The sequence below is a fragment of the Dokdonella sp. genome, from assembly GCF_019634845.1.
GTDB lineage: Bacteria > Pseudomonadota > Gammaproteobacteria > Xanthomonadales > Rhodanobacteraceae > Dokdonella_A.
This window is the reverse complement of sequence record NZ_JAHCAQ010000003.1, coordinates 163,623-180,862: the sequence shown is the minus strand read 5'-3', so window position 1 is coordinate 180,862 and position 17,240 is coordinate 163,623. Positions and strand designations below refer to the sequence as shown.

Annotated in this window: 12 protein-coding genes, 1 tRNA gene and 1 riboswitch; of the genes, 4 read left to right on the top strand and 9 right to left on the bottom strand. The window is 68.0% G+C overall.

Translation table 11 applies throughout. The features are described from left to right. The first annotated feature begins 37 nt into the window (after nt 1-37). Nucleotides 38-1,687 (top strand): phosphoglucomutase (alpha-D-glucose-1,6-bisphosphate-dependent), encoded by a 1,650-nt coding sequence (gene pgm, locus KF903_RS03445; RefSeq protein WP_291211001.1) that lies wholly within the window; start codon nt 38-40, stop codon nt 1,685-1,687. A gap of 52 nt (nt 1,688-1,739) precedes the next feature. Here the strand turns inward: pgm and KF903_RS03440 are convergent, their stop codons facing one another. The 3 genes from KF903_RS03440 to KF903_RS03430 all read right to left on the bottom strand — a co-directional run bounded on the left by KF903_RS03440 (nt 1,740) and on the right by KF903_RS03430 (nt 3,393). Continuing rightward, nucleotides 1,740-2,174 (bottom strand): hypothetical protein, encoded by a 435-nt coding sequence (locus KF903_RS03440; RefSeq protein WP_291210998.1) that lies wholly within the window; start codon nt 2,172-2,174, stop codon nt 1,740-1,742. A 152-nt stretch (nt 2,175-2,326) separates the two neighbouring features. Then, a complete protein-coding gene (locus KF903_RS03435; protein ID WP_291210995.1) occupies nt 2,327-2,734 on the bottom strand; it encodes a GNAT family N-acetyltransferase in 408 nt (135 codons plus the stop codon). Continuing rightward, nucleotides 2,731-3,393: a pyridoxamine 5'-phosphate oxidase family protein gene (locus KF903_RS03430; RefSeq protein ID WP_291210992.1), complete on the bottom strand. Its 663-nt coding sequence runs from the start codon at nt 3,391-3,393 to the stop codon at nt 2,731-2,733. Before KF903_RS03430 ends, KF903_RS03435 begins: the two co-directional genes overlap by 4 nt. 93 nt (nt 3,394-3,486) lie before the next feature. Here KF903_RS03430 and KF903_RS03425 point away from each other — a divergent pair, with 93 nt between their 5' ends. Together KF903_RS03425 and sufT are read left to right on the top strand one after the other, a co-directional pair. After that, nucleotides 3,487-4,929 (top strand): PLP-dependent aminotransferase family protein, encoded by a 1,443-nt coding sequence (locus tag KF903_RS03425; protein WP_291210989.1) that lies wholly within the window; start codon nt 3,487-3,489, stop codon nt 4,927-4,929. Between the two features lie 92 nt (nt 4,930-5,021). After that, complete coding sequence (gene sufT / locus KF903_RS03420; RefSeq protein WP_291210986.1) at nt 5,022-5,576, top strand: putative Fe-S cluster assembly protein SufT; 555 nt, start codon at nt 5,022-5,024, stop codon at nt 5,574-5,576. An 18-nt stretch (nt 5,577-5,594) separates the two neighbouring features. On the opposite strand, the gene KF903_RS03415 is transcribed toward sufT, so the two are convergent. From KF903_RS03415 to KF903_RS03390, 6 genes are all read right to left on the bottom strand, one after another. Continuing rightward, entirely contained in the window at nt 5,595-6,101 is a 507-nt protein-coding gene (locus KF903_RS03415) for a hypothetical protein (protein ID WP_291210983.1), read from the bottom strand. Between the two features lie 229 nt (nt 6,102-6,330). Then, complete coding sequence (gene gcvP, locus KF903_RS03410) at nt 6,331-9,246, bottom strand: aminomethyl-transferring glycine dehydrogenase (protein WP_291210980.1); 2,916 nt, start codon at nt 9,244-9,246, stop codon at nt 6,331-6,333. A gap of 172 nt (nt 9,247-9,418) precedes the next feature. Next, a riboswitch (glycine riboswitch) is annotated at nt 9,419-9,528 on the bottom strand. 321 nt (nt 9,529-9,849) lie between these two features. Then, a complete protein-coding gene (locus KF903_RS03405; protein ID WP_291210977.1) occupies nt 9,850-12,111 on the bottom strand; it encodes an RCC1 domain-containing protein in 2,262 nt (753 codons plus the stop codon). A gap of 144 nt (nt 12,112-12,255) precedes the next feature. Then, nucleotides 12,256-12,714, bottom strand: coding sequence for a hypothetical protein (locus KF903_RS03400; RefSeq protein ID WP_291210976.1), 459 nt, complete (start codon nt 12,712-12,714; stop codon nt 12,256-12,258). Nucleotides 12,715-12,789: 75 nt separating this feature from the next. Continuing rightward, a tRNA-Leu gene (locus KF903_RS03395) sits at nt 12,790-12,874 on the bottom strand. Nucleotides 12,875-12,959: 85 nt separating this feature from the next. Next, nucleotides 12,960-15,764 (bottom strand): TonB-dependent receptor, encoded by a 2,805-nt coding sequence (locus KF903_RS03390; protein ID WP_291210975.1) that lies wholly within the window; start codon nt 15,762-15,764, stop codon nt 12,960-12,962. Between the two features lie 210 nt (nt 15,765-15,974). Here KF903_RS03390 and KF903_RS03385 point away from each other — a divergent pair, with 210 nt between their 5' ends. Further along, complete coding sequence (locus KF903_RS03385) at nt 15,975-17,078, top strand: cyanophycinase (protein WP_291210972.1); 1,104 nt, start codon at nt 15,975-15,977, stop codon at nt 17,076-17,078. The last annotated feature ends 162 nt before the right edge of the window (nt 17,079-17,240 follow it).

Sequence of the window (17,240 nt, the reverse complement as noted above, 5' to 3'; positions counted from 1 at the left end):
CGTGGCGAGGCCAGCGCGCCAGCCTGCAGGACCTGCCATGAGTTCCAGCCCACATCCACTGGCCGGCAAGCCGGCCACGGCGACGCGCCTGATCGACGTCGAGCGTCTCGTTGCGGCCTATCACGAGGTGCGTCCCGACCCGGCCGTTGCCGCGCAGCGCGTGAGCTTCGGTACGTCGGGTCATCGCGGCACCGCCAGCGCTGGCAGTTTCAACGAGGCGCACGTGCTCGCGATCACGCAGGCGATCTGCGAGCACCGCCGGCAGGCCGGCATCGACGGGCCACTGTTCCTCGGCATCGACACCCACGCGCTGTCACCGCCGGCGCTCGACAGCGCACTCGAAGTGCTGGCGGCGAATGGCGTCGAGGTGCGCTGCGCCGCGCGCGGCCACTACACGCCGACGCCGGCGCTGTCGCATGCGATCCTGCGCTGGAATCGCGGCCGTGACCGTGGACTGGGCGATGGCATCGTGATCACGCCCTCGCACAATCCGCCCGAGGACGGCGGCTTCAAGTACAACCCGACCCATGGTGGACCGGCTGACTCGCGCGTGACCGGCTGGATCGAGCGACGTGCCAATGCCTTGCTGGCCGATGACCTGCGCGGCGTGCGCCGGCTGCCGCTGGCGCAGGCGCGTGCTGCGGGCACCACGCGCGAGCACGACTTCGTCGGCCCCTACGTCGACGAGCTCGACGCGCTGATCGACTTCGAGCCGATCCGCAGCGCCGGTCTGCGCCTTGCGGTGGATCCGCTCGGTGGTGCCGGCGTGCAGTACTGGCCGCGCATCGCCGAGCGCTGGCGCATCGACCTCGACATCGTCAGCCTCGAGGTTGATCCGCAATTCGCCTTCATGAGCCTGGATTGGGACGGCCGGGTGCGCATGGATCCGTCGTCGGTACCGGCCATGCAGCGCCTGCTCGCGCTGCGCGACCGTTACGACGTGGCGTTTGCCTGCGACACCGACCATGACCGCCATGGCATCGTCGCGCGCAGCAGCGGACTAATGCCGGCCAACCATTACCTGGCGACGATGATCGACTACCTGTTCAGTGAACGCAGGCAGTGGCGCCGCGACGCGGCCATCGGCAAGACCGTGGTGTCGAGCGCGCTGATCGACCGCGTGGCGGCGCGCTTGGGCAGGCGCGTGCACGAGACGCCGGTGGGCTTCAAGTGGTTCGTCGACGGCCTCGTCGATGGCTCGCTCGGCTTCGGCGGCGAGGAGAGTGCCGGCGCCTCGTTCCTGCGCCGTGACGGCCTGGCGTGGAGCACCGACAAGGACGGCATCGCGGCGGCGCTGCTGGCGGCCGAGATCACGGCACGGCGCGGCCGCGATCCGGGTGAATGTCACGCCGCGCTGTGCGCCGAGCTCGGCGCGTCGTGGTTCGAACGCACCGATGCGCGCGCCTCGCGCGAGCAGAAGGCGCGCCTGGCGGCGCTCACGGCGGCACAGCTCGAGGTGGCCACGCTCGCGGGTGAACCGGTCGAGTGCGTGCTCGATCGCGCTCCCGGCAATGGCGCGCCGATCGGCGGCATCAAGGTCTGTGCCGCCAACGGTTGGTTCGCGGTGCGGCCTTCGGGTACCGAGGATATCTGCAAGCTGTATGCCGAGAGCTTCCGCAGTGACCAGCATCTACGCCAGATCATCACCGAGGCGCAGGCGTTGCTCGATCGCGTGATGGCTGGGTGACAAGGCGGCGGCTTGCGCCAGCGCCGCTGCCGCGCCACCTGCGCAGCCGTGCTCAGCGCCGCCCGCGCGGCCACATGATGGCGATCGCGGCGACGAGGGCGAGTGCCACCGTGACGACGCTGGTCGGGCTCAGGTTGACGCGCACGATGTCGAGTGCGAACGACGCCTGCATCCTGAACAATGCTTCGCGCAGCGGCAGTCCGAGCATTGCCGCGATGCGCGCAGCGGCCTGCAGGTAGTAGGCATACGTGGCGGCAAGCGCCACCAGCACGGGCGCGAGCACGATGCCGAGCGGGCGCCCGCCATAGCCGTGCGCGCGCAGGGTCCAGGCCACGACCGCGGCGACCACGAACGCGAATGGCGCAAGATCACCGACCGCGTGCAATGCAAGCAGGCCCCACAGCGCGCCGCCGGCCAGCGCGCACATGCCGGCGGTGGCGATGCCGATGCGGCGCGGGGCAGGGGATTGGGTAATCTGATCTCGCATCGTGGCTCGGGCGTGGGCGCCGCCCAATGCCGCGCCCGGCGATGATAACGGCTCGTCGCGCGCAAATGGCAAGCCAGCGGCGCGATGCCGGCAGCGCTGCGGTCGCATCCGGCAGGCTTGCCGCGTTCATCCGCGCGCCGTGCCGGCGCGGCTCAGCTCACTGTTTGCCCGGCGCGCAGCAGCCACGCCTGGGCGACCGCTTCGAAGCCCACATGCGGGTAGTAGTCGACCGCCGCCGGTGCGGCCAGCAGCAGCAGTTTTGCCTGCGGCGCGGCAGCCTGCGTGCGCCGAATGAGCTCCTTGCCGATGCCTTGGCGCTGGTGCGACGCGACCACCGCGAGGTCGGCGAGATAGGTGGTCCAGACGAAATCGGTGACGCAGCGCGAGATGCCGACCAGGTGCTCGCCATCCCATGCGGTGACGATGAGGTTGGCGTGGGCAAGCATGGCGGCGAAGCGCGCGCTGTCGTCGAGCGGGCGGCGCGCGCCGAGCGTCGATGCACGGTACAGCTCGCGTGCGGCGTCGAGGGTGGGACGATGGTCGTCGCGATAGTGGATCATGACGCCACGCTTCCCGCTTCGAGCAGGCGCGCCACCGACGGCGGCAACCCGATCGTGGCGGCAAGGTCGGCGTCGGGCAGCGGCAGGCCGTAGCGCGTGTGCAGCGGCACCACGCCGGCCCAGTACGGCAGCGCGCGATCGGCCGGGTTGTCCTTCACGCCGCCACTGCGCACCTTCGCACTCGCATCCTCGATCTCGAAGCGCAGCACGTGCGTTGCCGCCAGTTCGCTGCGATCGGCGGCGCGCGCCTCGCTGGCACGGCCCGGGATCAGCGTGTCGACGAAGCGCGCGAGTGCCGCGGCCTTGGCATCGGCGTCGTCGACGATCCTGGCATGGCCAAAGGCGACCACCGAACGGTAGTTGACCGAGTGGTCGAAGTGCGAGCGCGCGAGCACGAGTCCATCGAGGTGGGTGACGCTCACGCAGGCGGCGATGCCATGGCCCAGTTCACCGATGAGACGGCTGGCGATCGAGCCATGCAGCAACAGCGCGTCGCCGTCGCGTGCGTACAGCATCGGAATCGCGAATGGCTGGCCGTCGCTGCAGAACGCGACGTGCGCGAGCATGCCGGCGTCGAAAATGGCGTGGATCGTGGTGCGCTCGTAGCAGGCGCGTGCCTTGCTGCGCTGGACCTGGTGGCGGGCGGGACGGCTGGGCATCGGGGTCACCGTGGCGTGGCGGCGGAACTACACGCTAGCGCGTGGAATTGGTACCGTGTAGCGCCACGTTGGGCGCGAACGACGGAGCCACTCGTGTATCTGGAACTGGACGGGCAGGGACCGCGCTACGCGCAACTGATCCGCGCGCTCAAGGGGGCGATCCTCGATGGCCGCTATGCAGCCGGCGTGCGCCTGCCGCCGAGCCGGGCCCTGGCGCGCGAGCTCGACCTGTCGCGCAACACGGTGTTGGCCGCCTACGAGCAATTGCAGGCCGAAGGCTTCCTGCTCGGCCGGGTCGGTTCGGGCAGTTTCGTCGCCAACGTCGGCGCACGCGCGCCGCGCAAGATCGGCGGCACCGCCTTGGTGGCACCGCTGGCAGGGTTCGCGCGGCGCGCACTGGCCAATACCGATGGCCGCCACCTGCCGGGACATCAGCACCACGACCTGCGTTACAACCTCCAGTACGGCGTCCCGCTGACCAATCCGCTGTTGGCGAGCGCGTGGCGGCGCGAGATCGCGCGCGCGGGCGAACGCATGCCGCCCGATTATCCCGAGGCCCAGGGCTGGGCCGCGCTGCGCGAACAGGTATGCGACTACCTGCAGCGTCGGCGTGGCGTGCCGGTCGCCCCCGAGGATGTGCTGATCGTCAACGGCACCCAGCAGGCGTTTTCGCTGGCCGCGCGCGTGCTGCTCGAAGCCGGCGACGAGGTTGCGCTGGAAGACCCGCATTACCGTGGCGCGCGGCAGGTGTTCGCCGCCGCCGGCGCACATGTGCGCGGCTGTCGTGTCGACGGCGAGGGCCTGGTGCCGTCGGCGCTGCCGCGAGGAGCGCGGCTGGCCGTGGTCACGCCCTCGCACCAGTTTCCGACCGGCGCGCTGTTGCCGCTGGCGCGCCGCGTGGAGCTGCTCGACTGGGCGGCGCGTGAGCGCACCTGGATCATCGAGGACGACTACGACGGCGAGTTCCGCTACGGCGGCCGGCCGCTGGCTGCGCTCAAGTCGCTCGATCGTGATGGCCGCGTGATCTACATCGGCAGTTTTTCCAAGGCGCTGTTCCCGGCGCTGCGGCTGGGCTACATGGTGTTGCCATCATCGCTGCGCGATGCCTTCGCGGCCGCCAAGTGGCTCGAGGATCGCGGCAGCAACACGCTCGAACAGGTCGCGCTGGCCAACTTCATGGCCGATGGCGGTTTCGAGCGCCATCTGCGCCGGGCCGCGCTGGCGCTGCGCGCGCGGCGCACGGCGATGCTCGAGGGCATCGCGCGGCATGCGCGCGGTGCGCTCGAGGTCGTCGACTCCAATGCCGGCATGCACCTGACCGCCTGGCTCGTGCACGCCAACCATGGCCAATGCGAGCGCCTGGTCGCGCATGCGCGCGGCAAGGGCCTGGGCCTGTACACGATCACGCCGTATTGCCTGCGTCCGCCGCCGCGACCGGGGCTCGTGCTTGGCTACGCCGGTCTGCCGCCAGCCGACATCGAGGCCGCACTGCGCCTGCTCGGCCGCTGCCTGCGCGAGCTTGGCCTCGCCCAATGAACAGCATTGCATGTGCAATCGTCGCGGCATGCGCCGGCGGCGGCGTTGCTGCGGCATAATGACGGTCTTGTCCAGACGGGTTTTGCGACGCGATGGGTTTTGGCCAGACTTCCGAGCCGGTGCGCTTCGAGCGCGACTGCCCTGCCGTGATGGTGCCGCACGGCGAGGAGGTGATCCTGCCGGCCGGTCAGATCGGCTACATGACGCAGGCGCTGGGCGGCAGTTTCACCGTGTATGTCGACGGCAACCTGTTCCGCATCGCCGGGGCCGATGCCGATGCGATCGGCATGGATCCGCCCGAGGCGATCACGTTGCCGGAAAACGCCGGCGATGCGGACGTCGAACGGCTGGTGTGGGATCAGCTGCGCACCTGCTTCGATCCCGAAATCCCGATCAACATCGTCGATCTCGGTCTGGTCTACGAATGCGAGCTCGTCCACCTGCCCGATGGCAACCGCAGCGTCAGGCTGCGCATGACGCTGACCGCCCCCGGCTGCGGCATGGGCGACATCCTCATCGAGGACGTGCGCAACAAGCTCGAGATGATCCCGACCGTGGTCGAGACCGATCTGGGCCTCGTGTTCGACCCGCCGTGGAACCAAACGATGATGTCGGACGCCGCGCGGCTCGAGACCGGCATGCTCTGAGCAGGCGCGGCATCGGCCTCACAACTGCCGGTCTTCGATCACGAAGCGACCGTCGCGCACCTCGATCGCCTTGCCGCCGGCATCCTTGAGGTGGAACGTGAAGCGGCCCTCGTACTGTTTGCCTTGGGCGCGCGTGATCTCGAAGCGGTTGCCGCTGGCGCCCTTGTCGAGCTTCCAGGTGGCGTCGGGGTCCTTGCCCATGCCCTTGTGACCGACTTCGAAGCTGACGTCGCAGGTGCTGCGGGCGAATGCCTTGTCGTCGAGCAGCAGGGTCTGGCCGGCCTGGAAATGGTCGCAGCTGATCGCCAGCCGGTCGACGCGCGTCTTGGGCGGTGGCCATTGCGCCGAACCCTTGGTCGATGCCGACAGCGCGAAGCTGTCATCGAGCGGCACCAGCATGATGTCGTCATCGCCGGCTTCGAACGCGATGTCGCCGACCTGGGCGGTCAGACTCTGCGGCGCGGCGTGGGCGGTGGTGCTGGCCGCGAGCGCGGCGATGGCAAGGCAGGCGTACAGGTGCTTCATGGCGGCTCCGCAAGGATCGATCGGCGCGGCCGCCGTCGCGGCCACTGATCCAACAATACGCAATGGCGCCGGCAAACGGGACAGGGCAGGTCGCCGCCACGCGGTTGGCCCGGGCCCGCCGGCTCCGGGCGCGCGACGCTGCGGCCTGCGTGCGGTGTCGCGCTTCGCGCGTGGACTGCCTGCCGTGCGTCCGCGGCAGTCCCGGCGCAGCGGCAACGGCAACGTCCGCTCAGCCCGCCGGTGCGGCGTACTCGCTGATCGGGATGCAGGCGCAGAACACGTTCTTGTCGCCGTAGACATTGTCGACGCGTGCCACCGGCGACCAGTACTTCTGCTGGCGCAGGCTGGCCAGCGGAAACACGGCCAGCTCACGCGAGTAGGCGTGCGGCCACTGCTCCGCGCTGGCCTGGGCGGCGGTGTGCGGCGCATTCTTGAGCGGGTTGTCGGTGCGGTCGAGCGTGCCATCGATCACGGCCTGGATCTCGGCGCGGATCTGGATCATCGCGTCGATGAAGCGGTCGAGTTCATGTTGCGACTCGGACTCGGTGGGCTCCACCATCAGCGTGCCCGCGACCGGGAAGCTCAACGTCGGGGCGTGGAAGCCGAAGTCGATGAGGCGCTTGGCGACGTCCTCGGCGCCGACGCCCGAGAGCTTCTCCAGCGGCCGCAGGTCGAGGATGCATTCGTGCGCGACCAGCTCGTTGCGGCCCGTGTACAGCGTCGGATAGTGCGGTGCGAGGCGGCGCGCGATGTAGTTGGCGTTGAGCATCGCCACCTGGGTCGCCTTGCGCAGCCCGTCCCTGCCCATCATGACGATGTACATCCAGCTGATCGGCAGGATCGAGGCGCTGCCGAACGTCGCCGCCGCCACCATGGCGCCATTGCCGGTACCGGCCGTGCGCAGGCCGTCCTTGCGCAGCGCGCCGGGCAGGAACGGAGCCAGGTGCGCCTTGACCGCACAGGGGCCGACGCCAGGGCCGCCGCCGCCGTGCGGAATGCAGAAGGTCTTGTGCAGGTTGAGGTGCGACACGTCCGAGCCCCACTTGCCCGGCCTGGCCAGTCCCACCAGCGCGTTCATGTTGGCGCCGTCGGTGTAGACCTGTCCGCCGTGCTCATGCACGATCCCGCAAATCTCGATCACGTCTTCCTCGAACACGCCATGCGTGGACGGGTAGGTCATCATGATCGCCGCGAGGTTGGCCGAGTGCTTTTGCGCCTGGGCGCGGATGTCGGCGACGTCGACGTTGCCGTTGGCATCGCACTTGGTCACGACGACCTGCATGCCAGCCATCTGCGCACTGGCCGGATTGGTGCCATGCGCCGATTCGGGGATCAGGCAGATGTTGCGATGACCCTGCCCACGTGAAGCGTGCCAGGCGCGGATCGCGAGCAGGCCGGCGTACTCGCCCTGCGCGCCCGAATTGGGCTGCAGGCTGACCGCGTCGTAGCCGGTGATCTCCACCAGCATCGCCTCCAGCGAGCCGATGAGCTCGGCATAGCCTTGCGCCTGCTCGGCTGGCGCCAGCGGATGGATGTTGGCGAACTCGGGCCAGGTCACCGGGATCATCTCGGCGGTGGCGTTGAGCTTCATCGTGCACGAACCGAGCGGGATCATCGTTCGATCCATCGCCAGATCCTTGTCGGCGAGCTGGCGCAGGTAGCGCAGCAGCTCGTGCTCGCTGTGGTGGGTGTTGAACACCGGGTGGGTGAGGAATGCGCTCTTGCGTGCCAGTTCGGCCGGAATCAGCGACGGCGCGTTGGCGTCGAGCGCGTCGATCGACGGCAGCGTGGCGCCATCGCCAGCGAAAATGCGCCACAGCAGTTCGACGTCGGCGCGTGTGGTGGTTTCGTCCAGCGAGACGCACAGCGAACCGTTGTCACGCACGCGCAGGTTGGCGCCCAGCGTGCGCGCGCGCTCGGCAACAGCGGCATTGTGTTCACCGGCGTCGATGCAAAGCGTGTCGAAGGCGCTGGCATGCAGCGCGGCATGCCCCAGTTGGCGCAGACCAGCGGCAAGGATCGCGGTCAGACGGGCAACGCGATTGGCGATGCGCTTCAAGCCTTCCGGGCCATGGTAGACGGCATACATCGAAGCCATCACCGCCAACAGCACCTGCGCGGTGCAGATGTTGCTGGTGGCCTTCTCGCGGCGGATGTGCTGTTCGCGGGTTTGCAGGGTCAGGCGGTAGGCGCTGTGGCCCTGGGCATCGACCGACACGCCGATCAGGCGGCCTGGCATGCTGCGCTTGTAGGCGTCGCGGCAGGCCATGAACGCCGCGTGCGGGCCACCGAAACCGAATGGCACGCCGAAGCGCTGGCTGTTGCCGATCACGATGTCGGCGCCCATCTCGCCCGGCGCCTTGAGCAGGGTCAGCGCGAGCAGGTCGGTGGCGACCACGAGCAAGGCGTGGTTGGCGTGGATGGCCTCGGCAGCGCGCTCCCAGTCGGCGAGCCAGCCGCTGGAGGCCGGATACGACACCAGCACGCCGAAATAATCACCCTTCTCGAGCGCGGCGCGGAACGCATCGGTGGAGCGCACGACTTCGATGTTGAGATCGAGCGGCTCGGCGCGGGTGCGCAGCACTTCCAGGGTCTGCGGGTGCGTATCGCCACTGACGAGGAAGGTGGTGGACTTCGACTTGGCCGAGCGCTTGGCCAGCGTCATCGCCTCGGCGGCGGCGCTGGCCTCGTCGAGCAGCGAGGCGTTGGCGATGTCCATGGCCGTGAGGTCGGCGACCATGGTCTGGAAATTGATGAGCGCTTCCATGCGCCCCTGCGAGATTTCCGCCTGATACGGCGTGTAGGCGGTGTACCAGGCCGGATTCTCGAGGATGTTGCGCAGGATGACGTTGGGCGTATGGGTGCCGTAATAGCCCTGGCCGATGAAGCTCCTGAACACCCGGTTCCTGGCGGCGATCGCGCGCACGCGCGCGAGCGCGTCGACTTCGCTCATCGCAGCAGGCAGCGCCAGTGGCGCCGCCGAGCGGATCGCCGCCGGCACGATGGCGTCGCAGAACGCATCGAGCGAGTCGTGGCCGAGCAGCTTGAGCATGGCGGCAATCTCGGCGTCGCTGGGGCCGAGATGGCGGGCGATGAAAGCGTCGTGGTTTTCGAGTTCGTTGAGCGAAGGGCTGGTCGAGGACATGGCGGGGCACCCGGATCGTGGTTGATGGGAAGCACGCAGCAACCGGCGCGGGCGTTGATGGATCGTGGGTCGCCGCGGCACGGGACGCGACGTGCACGCATCGGCACGCAAGGATCCCGCGCAGCGCCGGCACCCAGCAGCATCGGGCACGGCAGGTCGTTGCGGACTTCGTCCGCGCCCCTCTGTCCTTTTGCCTGAGAGTTTGGAGGCGTTGCCGCCTCATGCCCCTTCGGCGCCGGCTGCCGCGCTCGACTGCGGGCCGATCTCTCCAGAGTGTGCGCACGCGAAGGTTTGCTGGCCTGAGCGATTACGGGCGTTGCGCCTTCGGCAGCGGCTCATCGCCGCTTCTCCCGTCGCGTGCATCAAGCGGCGCAGTATAGCCGAGCGCAGCGTCGTGGCCGTGCCCAGCGGCAACAAGAAACCCGCCGGCCTGAATCCTTCCCTCGCGCGCAGGGGATCGAGGCCGATCGCCCGATGTGCTCGTCATCCACGGTGGCGGTGATCGGGGCTGAGGCGCAGGTGGCGTGTGAGCCTGCCGTGCGAACGGCGGTTGCGACGCTGCGCCGATCGCCGCTGCGCGGCAACACGCATCCGCCCGCCGCGCTACCAGCGCTGGCCAACGGGCGGCAGCGGCGGTCGATGCGGGCGTGGCGGGAAGCCCGAATCACCAAGCAGTCCGACGACGTTCTGCGGCGTCAGACAGAACGAGCAGAACCCGTCGCCAAGCTGGCCAGCCCCACGGTCGCCCCAGCACTCCACCGCACCGCCGGACAGAATGGTGCAGGTGTGGCCATCCGCAGCCGCTACAGCCGCCGCGCCACTGATTCCGATCACGTCCACCGGCGTCAGCCTGTTCGTCGTCGTCCCGTCGCCGAGCTGACCGCGAGCGTTGTAGCCCCAGCACTTGACCGCGCCGTCGGACACGACGGCGCAAGCGTGCAACTCACCTACCGCCAATGCCGTCGCGCCGCTGATACCACTTACGTCCACCGGCGTCGCGATCTCCGCCACCGTGCCGTCCCCGAGCTGGCCATAGTAGACGCTGTCGCCCCAGCACTTCACCGTCCCGCCGGACACGATGGCGCAGGTGTAATGCTCCCTCACTGCCAATGTCGTAGCGCCACTGATTCCGTTCACGTTCGCGGGAGTCCGGTTGAATGGCATCTGACCGGGGATGGGCTGCTCGTACTGGTTGTGTCCCCAACACTTCACTGCGCCGGTGGACACGCTGACGCAGGTGTGACCATCCCCGGCTGCCAGTGCCGTTGCGTCGCTGAGCCCGCTCACGACCACCGGCGTCGAGCTGTCCGTCTCCGTGCCGTTGCCGAGTGCGTTACGAAAGCCCCAGCATTTCACCGCGTTGCCGGACACGATCGCGCAGGTGTGAGCTGTCCCCGCTGCCAAAGCCGTTGCGCCGCTGAGTCCGCTTACGTCCACCGGCGTCGAGCTATCCGTCGTCGTGCCGTTGCCGAGCTGACCGGAACCGTTGTTGCCCCAACACTTGACCGCACCCATAGACACGATGGCGCAGGTGTGAGTCCCGCCTGCTGCCAATGCCGTCGCGTCGTTGATTCCGCTCACGGTCACCGGTGCCGGGCTAGCCGTCGTCGTGCCGTTGCCGAGCTGGCCGGAATCATTCCGTCCCCAGCATTCCACCGCGCCGCCGGACACGATGGTACAGGTGTGATACCAGCCTGCTGCCAACGCCGTCGCACCGCTGATGTCAATGGCAGCCACCGGCGTGGCACTGTCGCCAAATGCGCCAATGCCGAGCTGCCCCCTGTCGTTGGCGCCCCAGCACTTCACTGCGCCGCGGGACACGGTGGCGCAGGTTTGATACTTGCCCGCTGCCAACGCCGTCGCACCGCTGATTCCAATGGCAGCCACTAGTGTGGCCCTGTAGCCGAATGTGCCAATGCCGAGCTCGCCGTAATAGTTGCTGCCCCAGCATTTCACCGCGCCGCCGGACACGATGGCGCAGGAGTGATGCCTGCCTGCTGCCACAGCTGTCGCCCCGTCAATTCCGCTCACGTCCACCGGCGTCGCGCCGTTCGCCCCCGTCGCTCCCGTGCGGTCGCCGAGCTCGCCGAAACCGTTGGAGCCCCAGCACTTCACCGCGCCGCTCGACATAATGACGCAGGCGTGTTCATCCCCGACTGCCAATGCTGTCGCGCCGCTGATCGCGCTCACGCCAACCGGCGTCGCGCTGTCCGCTCCCGTGCCGTTGCCGAGCGCGCCACCATAACCCCAGCATTTCACCGCACCGCCGGGCACCATGGCGCAGGTGTGGGCCGTCCCCGCTGCCAAAGCCGTTGCGCCGCTGAGTCCGCTTACGTCCACCGGCGTCTGGCTATCCGTCGTCGTGCCGTTGCCGAGCTGGCCGTAATCGTTCCGGCCCCAGCACTTGACCGCACCGGTGGACACGATGACACAGGTGTGACTCCCGCCTGCTGCCACAGCTGTCGCGCCGTTGATCCCGCTCACGTATACCGGCGTCGGGCTATCCGTCGTCGTGCCGTTGCCGAGCTGGCCGTAATCGTTCCGGCCCCAGCACTTGACCGCACCGGTGGACACGATGACACAGGTGTGATTCCCGCCTGCTGCCACAGCTGTCGCGCCGTTGATCCTGCTCACGTATACCGGCGTCGGGCTATCCGTCGTCGTGCTGTCGCCGAGCTGGCCGTAATCGTTCCGGCCCCAGCACTTGACCGCGCCGCGAGACACGATGGCGCAGGTGTGCTCGTCGCCGGCGGCCACAGCGACACCAGCACCCGCCCGAGCATCGGGCACCCGGAAACTTGCGCCCAGTACCAACAGCGCGAGCGCAATACGACCGAACAACGACAACCTCGTTTGCCAGCACATGGCACACTCCCTTTTGCCAGTCATTGATTGATGCGGGACCGGAACCAGGACGCGTGTCTCGAGCCTGCCTTGATCCTGCGCGAAGCCGAGCGAATGTTACACCGGATACCCGGCGCGCCATGCACCGCGCCCCGGACTCTCACCTCACTGTGGTTCGGCCCGGCCGCTTGACTTGATCGCCAGCCAATGCGCCGCGACTTGTGCCAACGTCTGTTGCCTGGTGACGCGCGCGGCGGCGCGCAGTGCGGCAGGGTCGGTGCCGGCGGCCGGCAGGCGGCGATATTCGACGCAACACGCGCGGTCGTCCTCTGGGTCCATATCGGAATGTTGGCCAGGTGCGAGGCGGTTCTTGCGACCATCGGGGCGCGTGCAATTCCAGCGCTGGTGCAACTTGCCACCGCGTCGGATCAGGTGCAGGCCGCTGCGGTTCCGTGGCGGGAAGTCATCGCGCTTGGCCTCGCGGGTGCCGACGACGTCGGTTTCCCGGCGGGCCTTGGCATGGGAGACCTCAGCGATGACGCAGGGAGACGGCGCTTGCGTCTCGTATCTCCCGGTGCGTATCCGTACGTTGCGCGGATGCCATGGGACGGTAGCGGATGCCATGAAACAAAAAACCCCGCGCTTGACGGGGCTCTTGGGGTTCTCGTGGACGTCCTTGGACGTCCGGAGACTTGTTGTTGGTGCCCAGGAGAGGACTCGAACCTCCACGGTTTTACCCGCTAGTACCTGAAACTAGTGCGTCTACCAATTCCGCCACCTGGGCAGGTGCCCGGTCGCTGCCGACCGGGGCGCGAACCTTACTGGCCGCGCCCGCGCATGTCAACGCGGGGGCGGCCAGCGCGCATGCCTCAGTTCGACAGCGGCGAACCGCCGAACTTCCAGGTGAATTGCAGGTAGTAGCTGCGGCCGACCGAGTCGAACCAGGAGATGTCGTAATACGGATACGCGGTGTAGGTCGGATCCTTGGGCGGCATCTTGTCGAACAGGTTGTCGATCGACAGCGACAACTGCATGTGGTCGTTGAAGCGGTATTGGCCCGACAGGTTGTAGCGGTAGGTGGCACCGATCCAGGCCTTTTCGCCCGCCGACAGGTCGACGATCTGGTCGTAGGAATCGGAGTTTGGCAGACGACCCAAGCGCTCGCCGTGCAGCGATACCGTCCACGGGTCGAGCTTCCAGGTCACGGTCGCACTGGCCTTGTTGCGCGGGATGTCGAAGCCTGAATTGACCGCGAACTCGTCGAGCACCGCGTCGCCCGTGTACTGCTGGAAGCTGTGGCGGCGAGTCCAGGTGTAGTTGCCGTTGAAGTGGAAGTCGCCCACGCGCGTCTCGAGCTTGTAGTGCGCGCTGAGGTCGACGCCGTTGGTCTTCTCGCGGGCGACGTTGATCGGGTTGACGAAGACCCCGTACAGACGGCCGCTGGGCAGGCGCGTCACGCGCCCGATCGCATCGACGCAGCTGGGCGAATTGCGGTCGACCGGATTGCCGTTGACGTCGCTGCCGATGCGGCAGTTGGCTTCGAGCTGGAGCAGGCGGTCGGTGCTGAGGTCCTGCACCTGGTTGCGCATGTCGATGTTGAAATAGTCCAGTGACACGTCCAGATCGGACCACGGCGACCAGACGAGACCGGCCGTCCATGACGTACTGGTCTCGGGCTTGAGCTTGCGGTTGCCCTCGCGGGTACGGATCAGTCCCTGGTCGGACCAGGTGCAGTCGGTGATGTCGACGCCGGGTTCGTCGGTGCGGCAGCGGTAGTAGTCGTTACCCGAGGTTTCGTCGTTGCCGATGCCGGCGAACACGTAGTGCAGGTCGGGGGCGCGGAACGCGGTGCCGTAGGAGGCGCGTGCCAGCAGGCTGTCGATCGGGCGCCATTCCAGGCCCGAGCTCCAGGTGAGTTTGCCGACGCTGTTGCCGGCGAAGTTGTAGCGGTCGTAGCGGCCAGCCACGCTCAGGCTCAGGCGCTCGAGCAGCGGCATGCGCAATTCGCCGGCCGCGGCCCAGCGGTTGCGGCTGCCGTGGCCATCCGAATCCTTCCACGAGTAGTAGTAGTACTCGGTGGCGAGCGGGTCGGGGCGCAGGTTGTAGGACTGGAAGCCGTACTCCACCACACCGGCGAAGCCGGCGCCGCCGCCGGGCAGCTGGAACAGGTCGATGTTGGAGAAGCTGAAGGCGAGCGTGTCGCTCTGCGACTTGGGGTGGTAGACGGTGCGCGCGAAGATCGAGTCGTACTCGGCGCGCGTGAGCGGCGTGTACAGGCGCGAGGGATCGGCGTTGAAGATCGGATAGCCGCTGTCGTCATCGATGCCCAGTTGCGGCCCGAGGAACAGGTTGTTGGCTGCCGCCGCAACGATCTGCGGCCAGCTGATGGTCGCGTGGTACTGCGAGTGGTTGAGTGAGGCCTCCCAGTCCCAGTTCTGCAGCAAGGTGCCCTTGAAGCCGGTGGTGAAGCCGAAGGTCTTCTGCGTGTTTTCGATGAAGCCCTTGTTGAGGCCGCCCATCTCCTCGGGGGTGAACTGGCGGCCCCAGTATTCGACCTGGTCGGTCGCCTGATTGTAGAAATACCCTTCCTCGTTGCCGTCGGGCGCCATGTAGCTCCACTTCTCGACGTCACGGAACAGCTTGACCTTGCTGTAGCCGAGCTGCACGTCGGCGAACCACTTGAGGTCGTCGCCGAGCGGCATGTTCATCGTCGTATAGGTGTTGATGCCCTTGCGGCCGCTGAGGATCGTGCCGTAGCCGATCGAGGTCTGGCTGCCGCAGAAATCACCGTAGTTGCGCCGGTTGAAGTAGCCGGTGCTGCCGAAGTTGAGATAGGCCAGCGAGGCACAGGTTGCCGCGCCCGGGTCGATGTAGTCGTCGTACCAGTCGGTGCGCAGGAACACGCGGCGCGCCGTCTGCGAACGCGCGGTGGGGCCATCGGCGGTGGAGTCCTGGATCTTGCGGTCGTAGGCCCACAGCGGCTTCTGGTCGATCAGCTCGGCGCCGAACATGAGATTGAAGTCGCCGTGGGTGAAACCGGTCGAGATGTCGAGCTTGGCCGACTCGCCGCCCCCGCGCGAGGTGCCGCCATAGCGCAGGTTCACCGTGGTGCCGTCGGCGCTGTCCTTGAGGATGAAGTTGACCACGCCGGCGATGGCGTCGGAGCCGTATACTGCCGAGGCGCTGCCGGTGAGGATTTCGACGCGGTCGATCAGGCCGATCGGGATGTTGGAGATGTCGGTGAAATTGCTGCGCCCCTTGAACGGCAGCGGGAAGTCGGCGATGCGGCGGCCGTTGACCAGCACCAGCGTGTGATTGGGACCCAGCCCGCGCAGGTCGACCTGCTGCGCGCCGGGTGAGAAATCCGCACCGCTGGACGATTGCTGGCTCTGCGTCTCGCCGCCGTTCTGCGTCATTGCGCGCAGCACGTCGGGCACGCTCATGAGACCGCTGTTCTTGATGTCGGCGGCAGTCATCACCGTGATCGGCGCCGGGCCCTCGACCTGCGCGCGCGGAATGCGCGAGCCGGTGACGACGATCGTTTCCAGCGCGCTGCCGGTGGGATTGTCCTCGCTGCCGGTCGTGCCCTGATCCTGCGCGCGCGCATTGCCAGCCGCCGTGATGCAGGTGAAGATGCCGCACGCAATCGCGGCGGCGAGTGTGGTCCTGCGCATGTTGCCTCCCCAATGCCGAAAGATGGGCCCGTAGCCCGAGTGTCTGATGCCCCGCGCACCGCTCCGGTGGCGCTGCGCGGAAAGAAAATTCCACTCCATCTTGGCATGCCGCAATGGTTGCCGCCACTGGCCTTTCGGGTCAGAATGCCGCATCACCGCGGCATGTCGCGGACGTCCCCGCACCCTCGCCAACGGAACCACCCACAGCCCATGAGCCGCCATCCGATCCGCCCTTGCCATCGCCTGCTGGCCCTGGCGTGCCTGGGTTGGGCGGCAGCGGCGCACGGACAGGCGTTGGGGCCGGACCCGCAAGCCCCGGCCGAACCGCCACCGGCACAGGTCGGCGCGCAGGTGCCGGCGGCCGTTGCCGGTGCCACGCGCGGCTATCGCTACTATGCCGCCGGTGACCTGCAGGCCGCCACGCCGCAGGCACCTGGCTTCGGACTCATGCTGATGGGCGGCGGCGACTATGTCGAAGACGCCTTCCGCTGGTTCGCCGAGCGCGCCGGTCACGGCCATGTCGTCGTGCTGCGCGCATCGGGCAGCGACGACCTGCAGCACGAGTTCTACGACCGCCTCGATGCGGTGGCGTCGGTTGAGACCTTCGTGTTCGAGCGGCGCGAGGCGGCCAGCGACCCGTTCATGCTGGCGGCCGTGGCGCGCGCCGATGGCATCTTCATCGCCGGCGGCGATCAGGCACGCTATATCCGCTACTGGAAGGGCACGCCGCTCAACGCGGCACTCGACCGCCACGTGCGCGAAGGCAAGCCGCTTGGCGGCACCAGCGCCGGACTGGCGATCCTCGGCAGCGCCAGCTACGGCGCGCTCGATGGCGGCAGCATCGATTCGCTGCGCGCGCTGACCAACCCGCTCGGCGATGCGGTGACGCTCGACGACGATTTCCTGCACCTGCCGTTCCTGTCGCGCGTGGTGACCGACAGCCACTTCGGTGCGCGTGATCGACTCGGTCGGCTCGTGACCTTCCTCGCCCGCGCCGAACACGACGGCCTGGTCGAGCGACCGATCGGCATCGGTGTCGACGAAAACACCGCCTTGTGCATCGACAGCGACGGCATCGGCCGCGTCTACAGCGAAAGCAACGGTCATGCCTGGCTGGTGCGGGCACGCGGCAGCGGCCAGGCGCTGAGCCCGGACGCCCCGCTGACGACCGGCAAGGTGAGCGTGACCTTGGCCGGCGCCGACAGCCGCATCGACCTGGCCACGTTCCATGTCGAGGCGCCGGTGTTCGACACCATGGCCGCCGTCCGCGATGGCGAACTCGATCTCGACGAGCCGCTGCCCGAAATGCGCTGAAGGCGGCCGCCATCGCGTTGCCGCCAGAGCATGCGCCTGACCCGGCGCGCAACCCGGCCTGCGGACGCAGCGGCTTGCGCCCCGCACCCCGACCCCTGTGGCGCGCAATTCCGCGGCGCCTTGCTGACTTGAGGACATGTCTTGAAACGATCCAGCCCAGGC